Genomic DNA, 12,928 nt, shown 5'->3' with positions numbered 1-12,928 from the left:
GGGTCGTGACCGGGCCATGATCAGGGCGCGCTGACCATCTGTGCGTTGTGACGGATCCGCTGCACCAGTTCGACCTGCCCGGCCTGTTCCAGGAGGGTGAGGGCGTCCTCGAACCCGGACAGATCACCGTCGATTTCACTGAGGTTACTGAGGGTCACGCCGAGCAGTCGGATGTGTCCTGACCCGGACAGCAGCGCCAGCGCCCGGCGGTAGTGCTCGATGGCCTCTCGCAGTTGACCGGCCAGGTGGCACCGGACGCCCAGGTTGCCGTGGACCGTGGCGAGCCCCTGGCGGTCGCCGGCCAGCGTCAGGTGTTCGACCGCGCGGTGAAGTTCGGCCTCGGCCTGGGCGGTGCTGCCACGGTCACCCAGCGCGGCGGCGTAGTTGACGAGGATCATGCCGTGCACGCTGGGAAGGTCCTGGGACCGGCGCAGGACCTCCGCGAAGGCCACCTGCGGCTCCGATCCGAGGCCGACCTGGGCGCGGGCGACCATGCCCAGTTCGGTCAGGTGCGCCTCGTCGTCGCCGTGGAGGTTCCAGAGGTCGGCGGCGATCTGGGCGTGGCGGCGGGCGGCGTCCCACCCTTCACGCATGCGGGCGGCGTGGGCGCGGACGCTGGCGGCGTGGGCGGCGTCGGGGCCGCTGCCGCTGATCTGCTCGGCAAGGGTGACGGCCTCGTCGGTGCGGCCCAGGCGGATCAGGGTGACGGCGCGGGCGGCCAGGGCGTCGCTGACCTGCTGGTCGTGGGCGCTGAGGGTGTTCAGGCGGTTCAGGGCGTCCTGGTAGCGGCCCACGCCGATCAGTGCCCAGGCGTGTGGGACGGCCAGGGTGGGCAGGTGACCCAGGGTGTCGAGGAGCGCGGCGGCCTGTCCGGGGTAGCCGCGTTTGAGGTGGGTGTGGGCGTGGTGGCGGGCGGCGTGGGCGGCGCGGGTCTCGTCGGCGTCTTCCCAGAGGTCGCGGCTGCGGTCGTAGTGGGGCCAGGCGGCGTCCTCGGGAAGGGCGCGGGCGAGCCGCAGGTGCAGCAGCGCGGCGTGCACGTGGATCTGGTTCAGGTGTTCGCGGGTGGTGGCGGCGGCGTACACGCGGCCGGTTTCGCTGGTGAGGCCCTCGGTGGTCAGGTAGGACAGGGTACGGGCGAAGGTGGCGGCGTCCTGGTTCAGCGCGGCGCGGGTGGCGCGCAGGTTGGGCTGGTCCTGCAGGGCGAGGAGCAGGAACGCGTCGCGCACGGGGTCGGGGTAGGCGCGGACGCGGGCGCCGAGGCGCAGGTCGAGCGGCTGGCCGCGCAGGGCGTGCCCGACGAGGACGGGGTGCCCGTCGGTGCGGGCGTGAAGGTCCGGGTGGGCGCGCAGGTCGCCCGGGGTCAGCGGGCCGAGGTTCAGGTGCAGGTCCACGTCGAAGGGCGGGTGGTGCCGGGACGTGATGACGATGACGGCGCCGGGGCGTGCGGCGGCGGCGTGGGTCAGGGCGGCCTGCGTGGCGGGGTCGGCGGCGTCCCAGCTGTCGATGGCGACGCGCAGGTGCGGGTCGCGCAGCGCGGCGTGCGCGGCCTGCGGGTGGGTGGGGGGCGCGGCGGTCAGGGGGGTCAGGGTGGCGTAGGGGGGTTCGGCGCGGCCCGCGAGGACCGTCCAGCCGCCGCTGCGCGCCAGGGCCTCCAGCAGGGCGGTCTTCCCCATTCCGGCGTGCCCGCTGATCCAGGCGGTCTGGCCGGGGGTCAGGGTGTTCAGGGCGGCCAGTTCGGTTTCGCGTCCGGCGAAGGGGGCGCTGACGGGAGCGGGCGCGGCGGTCAGGTTCAGGCCGAGGCTGCGGGCGTCCCGTTCGACCTGCGCGGCCAGCGGGTGCCCGGCCAGGGTCAGGAGGTGGTGCAGTCTGGGCAGGTCGAGTTCGTCGGGGGGCGGGGCGCCGTCCAGGGTCAGGGCGCGCGCGGCGAGTTCCCCGGCGCGGGGGGCCTGGCCGTGCGCGGCGGCCTGCGCGCCGAGGGTCATCAGGGCGGCGCGGGCGTCCTGCGCGACGGCGTCGCGGGTGTCGAACACCCATTCCTCCAGGTCGGCGCCCAGGGGGATGGTCAGGGCGTCCATGAACGGCCCGGCGTACAGCGCGGCGGCGTCCTCGTGGCGGCCCCGGCGGACGAGGTCGCGCAGCGTGGCAGCGTCGCAGGGCATGGCGGCCGCGACCCGCTGGCCGTCCTCGGCCAGGGCGCCGGGCAGGCCGCGCAGGTGCACGAGGTGCTGCGCCAGGGAATTCATGGGGTTGGTCGCGTCGGGCCAGAACAGTTCGGCCAGGCGGCGGCGGGGCTGCGGGCCTTCCAGGCACAGGTACGCGAGGAGCAGCAGGACCTTCTCCCGGCGGAAGGTCACGCCTTCCACGGACAGGGTCCCGAGTGTCCGCAGGGTCATGCGTGCATTGTCGGGGATGAGGGGCGCATGAAACAAGCGGCGGGCGGGTACCCTGGGGCATGCTGACGTTCCCGCACGACATCTCCCGCCTCCTCACGCCCGGTCATCCGAACTGGCCGGGGGACGCGCCGTTCCGGGTGAATCCCGGCGCGCGGATCGCGGCCGGCGACAGCGTGAATACAGGCGAGCTGTGCACGAGCACGCACACCGGGACGCACGTGGACGCGCCGTGGCATTACGACGACGCCGGGGTGAGGTTGCAGGACGTGCCGCTGGACGTGTACGTGGGCCGCTGCCGGGTGCTGGAGGTCACGGCACACGACGGAGCAATTCAGGCAGAGGTGCTGGACAGTCTGCCGGGCACCCTTGCGCCCAGGCTGCTGCTGCGGACCGGGCAGCCCGCGCACTGGGACCACTTCCCGACCGATTTCCCGGCCCTCTCCCCGGCCTTCGTGCGGGAGGCGGCGCGGCGCGGCGTGCGGCTGATCGGCACGGACTGCCCCAGCGTGGACGCCCTGACCAGCAAGGACCTGCCGGGGCACGCGGCGTGTCGGGACGCGGGGGTGTTCATCCTGGAGAGCCTGAACCTGGAGGGCGTCCCGGACGGCGAGTTCGATCTGGTGTGCCTGCCCCTGCCCCTGGCCGAGGTGGACGGCGCGCCCGCCCGCGCGATCCTGCTGCGGGCCGGGACGCTGTAGGTGCAGGAGGTTGCGAGGTTCAGCCGTCGAAGCCGAACGCGGCGCTGACCTGAGCCGGGGCGCGTTTGGGCCGCCCGGACTGCGGGTCCACCCAGACCCATTCGGTCTGGCATTCGGCGAGGCGGACGCCGCCCTCGGGGTCGCCGGGGTTGACGCGGTCCAGGGCGTAGGCGCGGACGCTGCGGACTCCGGCGTGCAGGGTCAGCGCGGTGCGGACCCGCACCTGATCCCCCAGCAGGGCGGGGCGGTGGTAGGTGATGATGTGCTGCCGCGCGACGGGCACGGCGCCCAGCGCGGTCAGGGCGTCGGTGCCCATGCCCAGGCGCAGGGCGTGCTCGCGGGCGACCTGCTCGCACCACGCGAGGTACACGGTGTTGTTCACGTGGTCCAGGTCGTCCAGGTCACCGGGCTGCACGGTGACGGTCCGCTCGTGGCGGCGCGTGTCCGGCACCTCGGTCCACAGGACGTCCGCGTCGGGAATGCGGAGCTTCAAGCCTGCTCGTTTCCAGAGTGCGCATCTGCGGCGAGCAGGGCGTCCAGGGCGCGTGCGGCGTCCAGGTCGAGCTGCGTGACGCCGCCCGCGTCGTGGGTGTAGTAGTTCACGCGGACGTAGTGGTAGTGGATGTGGATGTCCGGGTGGTGGCCGCGTTCCTCGGCCTGCTGCGCGACGCGCACGGCGAAGTTCACGCCCTCCATGAAGTTCTGGAAGGGGTAGTCGCGGTACAGTTTCCCGGAGTCGCCCCACCAGCCGTCGGGTTTGCCCTGCAGGACATCGCCGTCGGTGAGTTTGCGCGCTGAGTCGTAGCCGATGCGGGGGTCGTACGCCATACCCGGCATGGTAGGCCGCGCGCCGGGGGTGGGGGTGTGGTCGGGGACGCGGTTCAGTGGACGGGGCGGGTCAGCGGATGATCCGGCCGGGTTCCACGCTCGCGGCGCGCCGGGCGGGGATCAGCGCGGCCAGCAGGGTGGTGGTCAGGCCGATGGCGTTCACGGCGAGGATGTCGGTGAGTTTCACCTCGACCGGCAGCGTGGTGATGAAGTACAGGTCACCGGGCAGCGTGAACGGGCGCACGGTGAAGTACGCGCTGATGCCCAGGCCCAGGACGTTGCCCAGCAGCAGGCCGCCGAAGCCCAGGATCAGGCCCTCGATCAGGAACACGCGGGTGATCAGGGCTCGGGTGGCGCCGATGGCGCGCAGGATGGCGATCTCCTGGGTCTTCTCGAACACGGCGAGCGTCAGCACGTTCGCGATGCCGAACGCGGCGACCACGACGATCAGCAGCACCACGAACGCGATGACCCGCTTCTGCAGGGCCAGCTGGTCGAGCAGCGTGCCGTACAGGCTCTGCCAGGGGAGCGCCGAGTACGCGCGGGTGCGGGTCAGGTCGTCGCCGACCCTGGGGGCGAGGTCCGGGTTGAACAGGCGCAGCTGGTACCCGGTGATGGTCGTGGTGCCCTGCAGCTGTTGCAGGGTCTTCAGGTTGGTGAAGGCGTAGGCGGAGTCGATCAGGTAGTTCCCGGTCTGGAACACGCCCCGGACCTTCAGGGTGGTGCGGCGCTGGCTGCTGTTCAGCAGGCGGACCTCCTCGCCGCTGAATGCGCCGACGCTGCGGGCCAGGGCGGCGCCCAGCATGACCTCGCCGTCTTTCAGGGTGCCCAGGGTCAGGCGTTCCTCGGGGGGCAGGTCCAGCACCCGCGCGGCGTCGCGGCTCACGCCGAACAGCGTGGTGAAGTCCACCCCGGCGGCGCGGCCACTGCTGGCGGGGCGGGTCAGGAGGCCCTTGTCAGCCAGGAACGGCGTGAAGGCCTGCACGCGCCCGTCGGCGCGGATGGCCTGTTCCAGGTCCGGGCTGGGGCCGCTGGGCGTGTAACTGGTGACGCTCAGGTGCGGGCTGGCGCGCAGGGTAGCGCTGATCAGGGCGCGGGTGAAGCCGTTCGTGAGGCTCAGCGCGGCGATCAGCGCCATGACGCCCACCGCGATGCCCAGGATGGTCAGGACGTTCTGGGTGCGGCGGCGGCGCAGGTGCGCGCGGGCCAGCGTCCAGGCGAGCGTCCGGTCGGGGGCAGTCATGACAGCGGAGGATAGCACCCCCCGCTCAACTGGGCACGCCACATCAAAACCGCCGCTCCCGGTGTGGGGGCGGCGGCCTGTGGGTGAGGGGCTTCAGCGGATGGCGGTGATGCGGATCTGCCGGGCGCCCCAGTTCAGGGCCTCGCTGCGGGTGGGCATCCAGACGTCCACGGAGTTGGTCTTGCGGGCGGCCATGGTGTCTTCCACGATGAACACGCGGCCCTTGAGCATGCTGCTGTAGCGGCCGCTCAGGTCCTCGATCATGACGCGGGTACCGTACGGGAAGATGCGCAGGAGGTCGCGGGACAGCGCGATCACGCCGGGGCGGGTGCGGGTGCCGGTCGCGGTGATGAACGGCGTGGCGTCGGTCTGACCGGGGGTGCTGTTGTAGGCGGTGCTGCGCGCGATGACGCTCTTGCCGCGGATGGGCGTGACGGCGACGGTGTCGCTGGCCTGCGTGGCGGCGACGCCCGCGGCGCGGTTCTGCGCGGCCTGGTTCTGGGCGGCCTGCTGGGCGCTGTTCTGGGTGGGGGCGGTCTGGGCCAGGGCGTCGCGGACGGCGTCGGTGGCGACGGTGCTGGCCGGGAGGGCCGGGGCGGTGGGCAGGGTGGTCTGGGCAGCGGCGACGCTGAAGCCGAGAAGGGCCACGATCAGGGCTTGCAGTCGGCGGATGGGGGCTTGGAACATGAACTCTCCTGTCAGGCACGTCGGTGCTCGTGCCTGGCTCGTGTGGGGTGGGGTTGTGAAACGGTCCCTGTTGGTGGGGACATTCAGCGGTCTGGAATGAAGAATTCCACTTACCTGCTGATGAGCGTACGGGCTCAATATGACCATTTTCTAAGATATTCACTTTTCTAAACTCATTATAAATACCTGAAAAAATTGCACCGCTGACAAAAAAGTCAATAAATTCCGATATATAGGAGATATCTAAAATGAGACAAATTCTAATACTCTCATTTAGTTTCTCACAGTATACGTCTGCTCCAGACAGAAAATCCGTTCTCGGGACTGCCTGTCAGACCAGCACACCCACCAGAATGCAACCTGAGACACCAGTCGCACCTGAGTGACCATGAGCCGAGCAAGAAGAAGAGCTGACCCGAGGGCCAGCTCCACATCACTTCTCATTATGTCCTCATGGCTCGTTCTGGGCGTGTGGCGCGGCCCCCCACGACGACAGCACCTGCGCCGAGATCTCCCGGAAGATCGGCGCGGCTAACTGCGACCCGTGATGATTTTTCTTCGCCCCGTGCACCATCACCGTGATCGTCACGCGCGGCGCCTCTGCAGGCAGGAATCCCGCGAACACACTGTCGTACACCGTGCTGGAGTACCGCCCGTCCACGACCACCTGAGCCGTGCCGGTCTTCCCCGCCAGGTCGTAGCCCTCGATCCCGGCCTGCCCGAAGATGCCCTCGTTGATCACGTTCAGCAGCAGCTGCCGCGTGGTGCGCGCCACCTCGGGCCGCAACACCTCGCGCCGTTCCAGGCCACCGGCGTTCTCGATCAGGCGCGGCGACACGTACTGCCCGTCGTTCGCCAGCACGTTGAACGCCGCCACCAGTTGCAGGTTCGTGCCGTTCATGCCCTGCCCGAACGAGTTCGTCGCGCGGACCAGTTCGCCCCACTCGGCCAGCGGGCGCAGCGACCCCCGGCCCGTAGGCACGACCGGCAGCGCCACCTCCTGCCCGAACCCGTACTGCGCCAGGTAGTTGCGCATGCGTTCAGGGTCGAACTTCTCGACGATGTGCGTCATACCGACGTTGCTGCTGTAGCGCAGGACGCCCTGCGTGGTCAGCGTCGCCGGGTGCGCCACCGCGTCCCCGATGCGGCTCCCCCAGCGCCCCCCCACGAAGCGGCTCATGGGCGTGCTGTACAGCGTGTTCGGGGTGGTCAGGCCCTCGTTCATCGCGGCAGCCACCACCAGCGCCTTCACGGTCGAACCCGGCTCGAACAGGTCGATGAACGGCCGGTTGCGCCGGTCATCGTCAGAGTACCGGCGCCACTCGTTCGGGTTGAACGGCGGGTACGTCGCGGCCGCCAGGACGCGGCCCGTGCGGGTTTCGAGGACCATCACCGAACCGTACTTCGCCTGATGCTCCGGGACCGCCCGGGCCAGCGCCGCCTCGGCCGCCGCCTGTACCTGCGAGTCCAGCGTCAGCTTCAGGTTCTGCCCGGACGTCAGCGCGCCGTTGTACGCGGCCTCCAGACCCTCCAGGCCCTCGGTGTCGCCCATCATGCCGACCAGCTGCCCGGCCAGCGTGCCCTGCGGGTACACCCGCTTCCCGTTCACGCTGGTCGCCAGCACGCGCCCGTCGGCGGACAGGATCGAGCCGCGCGCCTGCACCACGCGCTGCTTGACGCTCTGCGGCGCGCCCCACTCCAGCTGCGCGTACGCCCAGACCAGCGTCAGGAACATCGCCAGGGCGATCAGGCGCATCAGGGCCGAGCGGGTGCGGATCTTTACTTCCACTGCGTGGTCACCTCCACGGTGCGGACCGGTGCGGTCGGGGTGGGCGCCTCGGGAATCCCGGCGATCTCGGCGGTGTCCTTGGGCGCGGCGGCGTACAGGACCATGCCGTTGCCACGCGCCCACTCGAAGATCCGCTGCGGCGTCTCCAGCGCCTCGAGCTGCAGGATCAGGTTGTCGCGCTGCGTCACGAGCGCCTGCTCACGGCCCTGCGCCTCACGCAGCGCGGGCCTCACGTCGCTCGTGGAGGCCCGCACGCTGACCAGCGCCACGACGAGCGCGACGTAGATCAGCAGGTACCGCACCGCCCGCGCCCGCCAGGTGGGCAGCGTCAGGTCCAGGTCCAGGGTGGGCAGGGGCCTCATGGGGTCACCCGCTGCGCGCCGCGCAGTTTCGCACTGCGGGCGCGCGGGTTGGTCTCCTGCTCCTCTTCCGCAGCGACCACAGGGCGTTTCGTGAGAGGCTCCAGCACCTCGCTGCCCAGCAGGAACCGCTTCACGATGCGGTCCTCCAGCGAGTGGAAGCTGATGACCGCCAGCCGCCCACCGGGCGCCAGCAGCGTCTCCGCGGCGGCCAGTCCGTCGCGCAGCGCGCCGAGTTCGTCGTTCACGTGGATGCGCAGCGCCTGGAAGGTCCGCCGCGCCGGGTGGATGCCCTTCGAGAAGCCGGGGTACGCCCGCTTGACGATGTCGGCCAGTTGCACGGTCGTCTCGATGGGCGCCTGCTCACGCGCGGCGAGGATGGCCCGCGCGATGCGGCGCGACAGGCGGTCCTCGCCGTACTCGTAGATGATCGACGCCAGTTCCTCGGCGTCGTACTCGTTGACCACGTCGGCGGCGCTCTCGCCCGACTGGCTCATGCGCATGTCCAGCGGCGCCTCGGTGTGGTACGAGAACCCGCGCGCGGTGTCGTCCAGCTGGAAGGAACTCACGCCGATGTCGAGCAGGATGCCGTCCACCTGCGTCACGCCCACCCCGGAGAGCAGCGAGACCATATCGCGGTAGTTGCCTTCCAGCACCGTCAGACCGTGCGGATTCGCGGTGCGGGCGCGGTTCAGGGCGTAGGGGTCCTGATCGATGCCGTACACGCGGGCACCCGCCGCGAGCAGCAGACCCGTGTGCCCGGCGCCGCCCAGCGTGCCGTCCACGAACACCTTGCCGGGCGCGGGCTGGAGCATCTCCAGCACCTCGGCCGCCAGGACGGGTACGTGCGAGAGGGTGTCCCCGTCAGGGTCGGGGGTGAGGTCGGATTGAAGCGCTTCCCCGGTCGGGGTCGCGTGGGAGTCAGTGGGAAAGTCAGGGTCAGTCATTGGGATCACGCCACGAAGTTCGTGAGAAGGTCAGGTTTGGGGGGGTTGTCCTGCACGGCCGTGATGGCCGCTTCCCAGCGCGCCGGATTCCACAGTTCAAGGCGACCGGGCGCGCCGGCCACGATCACCTCGCTGTCCAGCCCCGCGAAGGCCCGCAGCGTCTGCGGGACCGACACGCGGCTCTGGTTGTCCAGTCGCGCCTTGTTCGCGCCAGAGTAGAAGAACCGCACGAACGCGCGAGACTCGGCGTCCGTGAGCGGCAGGCCCTCGAGCTGGTCCTCCACGCGTTTCCAGCTGGACAGCGGAAACACGTACAGGCAGCCCTCCATGCCGCGCGTCAGGATCATGCCGTCCTCCACGAAGTCACGGAACGCGGGTGGCATGACCACGCGGCCCTTGTCGTCGATGGTGTACGGGTACTCTCCAAACGGCAAACGACTCTCCTCTTCCCCACCCGGTCCCACCACCACAGGCGGCCGGACGGGCGGTCACGGTCAACCGTGAACACGAGCTGAACGCATTTCGGTTGATGCGGCGAGTGTAACAGCCACCACCACGATTTACCACCGATTCCCACCGTCTCCCCCACTTCCCCCCACAAGTGGCCCCGGATTCCCACCGGACCTCCCCGGGCGGGGTAGGACACCCACCCCGCCCCCCACCCGCTACCCTGCCCGCATGACCCCCTCCCGCACCCTGAGAAGCGGCGCGATCCTGGCCGCGCTGGCCGTCGCGCTGGGCGCCTTCGCCGCGCACGGCCTGAAACCCCGCCTGGACGCCGCGATGCTCGCCAACTTCGAGACCGGCGCCCGCTACCAGATGTACGCCGCGCTGGCGTTGCTCGCGCTGGGCACCCAGCCGGGCCAGCGCCGCGCGCCCGGCTTCCTGCTCGCCGGGGCCGTGATCTTCAGCGGCAGCCTGTACGTGCTGGCCCTGACCGGCGTGAAGGTGCTCGGCGCGGTCACGCCCATCGGCGGCGCGCTCATGATCGCCGGGTTCGTACTGGCCGCGCTGGACGTGAAGAAGGGGGTGTAGGTTGTCGGTTGTGGGCTGTAGGAAAAGCTGTTCCCACGACCGACAACCCACAGCCCGAAACAGGCCGCCTCCGAGGAATCGGGGCGGCCTGTTTCGCGTGGTGCGGGGGAACTGTAAGCCGGGTTCTGTCCGCCACTTGCGTGACTGTTCGGCCATCTCTCTGGGACGCGTGTCGCCACGCGCCTCAAGCGACCATCCTGGCGGTCATCGGGCGGGCCGCCCTCGCGCACTGTCGGGTCTTGCACCGGATGGGGTTTACCAGCGCTCCCGGTCTCCCGGGGGCCTGGTGCGCTCTTACCGCACCGTTTCACCCTGACCACCTGCCCGCCCGCGCCGGGGCTCCGCGTACTGAAACGTCAGCAGGTGGCGGTCTGGTTTCTGTGGCACTGTCCTTCGGCTTCGCCGCCACCCACGCGCAGGCGCGCGCGGTGGGCGCTTGACTCGCCGACCAGCCGTTAGCTGGCATCCTGCCCTGCGGTGCCCGGACTTTCCTCACCTGAACTCACGCCCAGGCGCGGCCGAACATTCCCCCGCAAGGACAGAGCATAGCAGGCCGGGTTATGGGCTGTGGGCTGTGGGTTGTGGTAAAGGCCCTTCCGACAACCCACAGCCCACAACCCCCTTATCCCCAGCGTTTCTGGATGCGTTCCCACTGGCGGTCCCAGATGGCCGCCGGGACCTTCTCCGGGTGCAGGAGGTCCTGCAGGTCCCGCTCGTCGAGCTGCTGGTACTCGCCGACCTCCATGTTGCCCAGCCACAGGCCACCCACGCGGTAGCGCAGCAGGCGCGTCACCGGGTGGCCGATGTCTTCGAGCATGCGGCGCACCTGCCGGTTGCGGCCCTCGCCGAGCGTCACGAACGCCCCGCCGCGCGCCGGTGTCGCCTGCAGCGCCCGCGCCGGGCCGTCCTCCAGCTTCAGGCTGCCGTCGGTCAGGGCGTCCAGGTCCGCCTGGGTGGGTTCCGCCGGGCCGTCCGTCCAGGCGCGGTAGGCCTTCTCGTGCCCGAAGCGGGGGTGGGTCATGGTCAGCGTCAGGTCACCGTCGGTCGTCAGGAGCAGCAGCCCTTCCGAGTCGCGGTCCAGGCGGCCCACCGGGTGCAGGCCCGGGATGCGCGGCATGGCGTCGAGGACGTTGCGGCGGCCGTACTCGTCGCGGGCGGTCGTGACGTACCCGCGCGGTTTGTACAGCATGTACGTGACCTTCGGGACGCTCTCGGTCTCGATGAGCTGCCCGTCCAGACGGATGTCGTCCGCGTCGGTGACGGAGCGGCCCAGCACGGCGACCTCGCCGTTCACGGTGATCCGCCCGGCCGCGATCATCTCCTCGGCGGCGCGGCGCGACGCGACCCCCGCGCGGGCGAGGCGTTTCTGGAGGCGTTCAGGGCTCATATGGACTCCGATGGAATGGTGTGCGCACACCATTCCGTCCGAGCGGACGCGAGTGGGAGCCGCACGGATTCCGGGCGTGGAGTTGGCAACCCGGTGAAATTCCGGGTTGTGAACGGAACAGACGGAATCCGTGTCACAAGCGCCCCCGGCGGGACGGAGTGCCCAGGATGCCCAGGACGGCCAGCACGGCCAGCACGCCCGACACGACCAGCATGGACGTCCGGACGGGCGCGGCCAGAGCGTCCCCGCCGCGCAGCGCCGCCGGAACGAGCGCCGCGACCAGCAGCAGGTGCCCGCCGACGAGTCCGCCGATCTTCACGCGGTCCGGCGCGAATCCCGCCGCGACCTGGAACGCGCCCCACGCGAGCACCAGTGCGCCCGCTCCGCGCGCCAGCCACAGGGGGGACACCCCGATCAGGGACGCGACGTCCGGCGGCAGGAAGTAGAGGTACAGGCCCAGCGGGATGAACAGCAGGGCGGTCAGCCAGAACGCGACACGCAACACAGGACCCAGTCTACCCGCCCGGATGAGAGGAAACGTCCCGCGCGGTCCCGGCCGCCGGGGGGCACTGCGGCGGCCCCGCCTCTGCTACCCTCCCCCGTATGCCCGTGATTGCCGTGGACAAGCCGCTGAACCTCACCTCGCACGATGTCGTGAACCGCGCGAGGCGGGCGCGCGGCACGAAACGCGTCGGGCACACCGGCACGCTGGACCCGCTGGCAACCGGGGTGCTGGTGCTATGCGTGGACGACAGCACGAAGGTCGTGCAGTTCATGGAGGCCGACAGCAAGGATTACCTCGCGTGGATCAGCCTCGGGGCCGGTACGCCGACCCTGGACGCCGAGGGGCCCGTGGAGGAGGTCGCAGAGGTACCCACGCTGGACGCCGCGCGCGTGCAGGAGCTCCTGAACACCTTCACCGGTCCGCAGGCGCAGGTGCCGCCGCAGTACAGTGCCATTCAGGTGGGTGGCCAGCGGGCCTACGCGGTCGCCCGCGCCGGGGGCACGCTGGACCTGCCCGCGCGGAACGTGGTGATCCACTCGCTGAACCTGCTGGGCGTGTACCCCAGCGTGGACGCCGCGCCGCGCACTTTCGACCCGCAGCACTGGACCCCGGTGGACGCCAGCACAACTGGAAACGGGCACACCTTCACGCTGCCGCCCGCGCTGGGCGAGTACCCCACCCTGCTCGTCCGCGCCAGCGTGGGCAGCGGCACGTACCTGCGCTCCCTCGCCCGCGACGTGGGCGCCGCTCTGGGCGTGCCCGCGCACCTGGGCGGCCTGGTCCGCACCCGCGTGGGCCGCTACGACCTGCGGGGCGCCGTGACCGTGAACGACCTGCCCGGCGCGACCGGCATTCCCGACCTCGCCGCGCTGGACTTCCCCGTCATCGAGGCCGACGACCGCCTCGCCCGCGAACTGCGCCAGGGCAAACGCCCGGCCCACACCGCACAGGGCCGCCACGTCATCACCCTGGGCGGCGACCTCGTGGCCGTCGTGGACGGCAACGGCGAACAGCTGAAAGTCGTGCGCGCCTGGGCGTAAAGGGGTGAGTAGGGAGT

At 70.6% G+C, this 12,928-nt stretch carries 14 protein-coding genes and 1 other RNA gene; 3 read left to right on the top strand and 12 right to left on the bottom strand.

The genetic code is table 11. The annotated features are described in order from the left end of the window. Window positions 1-20: 20 nt before the first annotated feature. Window positions 21-2,393 (bottom strand): tetratricopeptide repeat protein, encoded by a 2,373-nt coding sequence (locus tag EXW95_RS15925; protein ID WP_174368269.1) that lies wholly within the window; start codon window positions 2,391-2,393, stop codon window positions 21-23. A gap of 59 nt (window positions 2,394-2,452) precedes the next feature. Between EXW95_RS15925 and EXW95_RS15920 the strand changes: the two genes are divergently transcribed. Further along, window positions 2,453-3,091, top strand: coding sequence for a cyclase family protein (locus EXW95_RS15920; RefSeq protein ID WP_174368268.1), 639 nt, complete (start codon window positions 2,453-2,455; stop codon window positions 3,089-3,091). 19 nt (window positions 3,092-3,110) lie between these two features. On the opposite strand, the gene EXW95_RS15915 is transcribed toward EXW95_RS15920, so the two are convergent. The 8 genes from EXW95_RS15915 to mraZ all read right to left on the bottom strand — a co-directional run bounded on the left by EXW95_RS15915 (window position 3,111) and on the right by mraZ (window position 9,378). Beyond that, on the bottom strand, window positions 3,111-3,584 hold the full coding sequence (locus EXW95_RS15915) for a thioesterase family protein (protein WP_174368267.1): 474 nt from the start codon (window positions 3,582-3,584) through the stop codon (window positions 3,111-3,113). Next, window positions 3,581-3,919, bottom strand: a complete 339-nt coding sequence (locus EXW95_RS15910; protein WP_174368266.1) for a 4a-hydroxytetrahydrobiopterin dehydratase — start codon at window positions 3,917-3,919, stop codon at window positions 3,581-3,583. The genes EXW95_RS15915 and EXW95_RS15910 overlap by 4 nt, the downstream gene beginning before the upstream one ends. Window positions 3,920-3,989: 70 nt before the next feature. Beyond that, window positions 3,990-5,162: an ABC transporter permease gene (locus EXW95_RS15905; protein WP_174368265.1), complete on the bottom strand. Its 1,173-nt coding sequence runs from the start codon at window positions 5,160-5,162 to the stop codon at window positions 3,990-3,992. A gap of 93 nt (window positions 5,163-5,255) precedes the next feature. After that, window positions 5,256-5,849: a 3D domain-containing protein gene (locus EXW95_RS15900; protein WP_174368264.1), complete on the bottom strand. Its 594-nt coding sequence runs from the start codon at window positions 5,847-5,849 to the stop codon at window positions 5,256-5,258. Between the two features lie 451 nt (window positions 5,850-6,300). Beyond that, window positions 6,301-7,638 carry a penicillin-binding protein 2 gene (locus tag EXW95_RS15895; RefSeq protein ID WP_174368263.1) on the bottom strand — a complete coding sequence of 446 codons (1,338 nt, stop codon included), beginning with the start codon at window positions 7,636-7,638 and terminating at the stop codon, window positions 6,301-6,303. Beyond that, a complete protein-coding gene (locus EXW95_RS15890; RefSeq protein WP_174368262.1) occupies window positions 7,629-8,000 on the bottom strand; it encodes a hypothetical protein in 372 nt (123 codons plus the stop codon). Before EXW95_RS15890 ends, EXW95_RS15895 begins: the two co-directional genes overlap by 10 nt. After that, on the bottom strand, window positions 7,997-8,944 hold the full coding sequence (rsmH, locus tag EXW95_RS15885; protein WP_174368261.1) for a 16S rRNA (cytosine(1402)-N(4))-methyltransferase RsmH: 948 nt from the start codon (window positions 8,942-8,944) through the stop codon (window positions 7,997-7,999). The genes EXW95_RS15890 and rsmH overlap by 4 nt, the downstream gene beginning before the upstream one ends. A 5-nt stretch (window positions 8,945-8,949) precedes the next feature. Next, entirely contained in the window at window positions 8,950-9,378 is a 429-nt protein-coding gene (gene mraZ, locus EXW95_RS15880) for a division/cell wall cluster transcriptional repressor MraZ (RefSeq protein ID WP_174368260.1), read from the bottom strand. A 244-nt stretch (window positions 9,379-9,622) separates the two neighbouring features. Here mraZ and EXW95_RS15875 point away from each other — a divergent pair, with 244 nt between their 5' ends. Further along, entirely contained in the window at window positions 9,623-9,979 is a 357-nt protein-coding gene (locus EXW95_RS15875; RefSeq protein ID WP_174368259.1) for a DUF423 domain-containing protein, read from the top strand. 98 nt (window positions 9,980-10,077) lie between these two features. On the opposite strand, the gene rnpB is transcribed toward EXW95_RS15875, so the two are convergent. The 3 genes from rnpB to EXW95_RS15860 form a co-directional block, all read right to left on the bottom strand. Next, an RNA gene (rnpB, locus tag EXW95_RS15870) (RNase P RNA component class A) lies at window positions 10,078-10,513 on the bottom strand. A gap of 88 nt (window positions 10,514-10,601) precedes the next feature. Further along, window positions 10,602-11,366, bottom strand: coding sequence for a pseudouridine synthase (locus EXW95_RS15865; protein ID WP_174368258.1), 765 nt, complete (start codon window positions 11,364-11,366; stop codon window positions 10,602-10,604). A gap of 133 nt (window positions 11,367-11,499) precedes the next feature. Then, window positions 11,500-11,871, bottom strand: coding sequence for a hypothetical protein (locus EXW95_RS15860; RefSeq protein WP_174368257.1), 372 nt, complete (start codon window positions 11,869-11,871; stop codon window positions 11,500-11,502). Window positions 11,872-11,969: 98 nt separating this feature from the next. Between EXW95_RS15860 and truB the strand changes: the two genes are divergently transcribed. After that, the gene (gene truB, locus EXW95_RS15855; protein WP_174368256.1) at window positions 11,970-12,911 is read left to right on the top strand and encodes a tRNA pseudouridine(55) synthase TruB; all 942 of its coding nucleotides are present in this window, start codon (window positions 11,970-11,972) and stop codon (window positions 12,909-12,911) included. Window positions 12,912-12,928: the final 17 nt, after the last annotated feature.

It is taken from the genome of Deinococcus sp. JMULE3 (genome assembly GCF_013337115.1).
In the GTDB taxonomy this organism is placed as follows: Bacteria; Deinococcota; Deinococci; order Deinococcales; family Deinococcaceae; genus Deinococcus.
The sequence above is the reverse complement of the archived record's forward strand: the minus strand, read 5'-3'. Positions and strand labels throughout refer to the sequence as shown.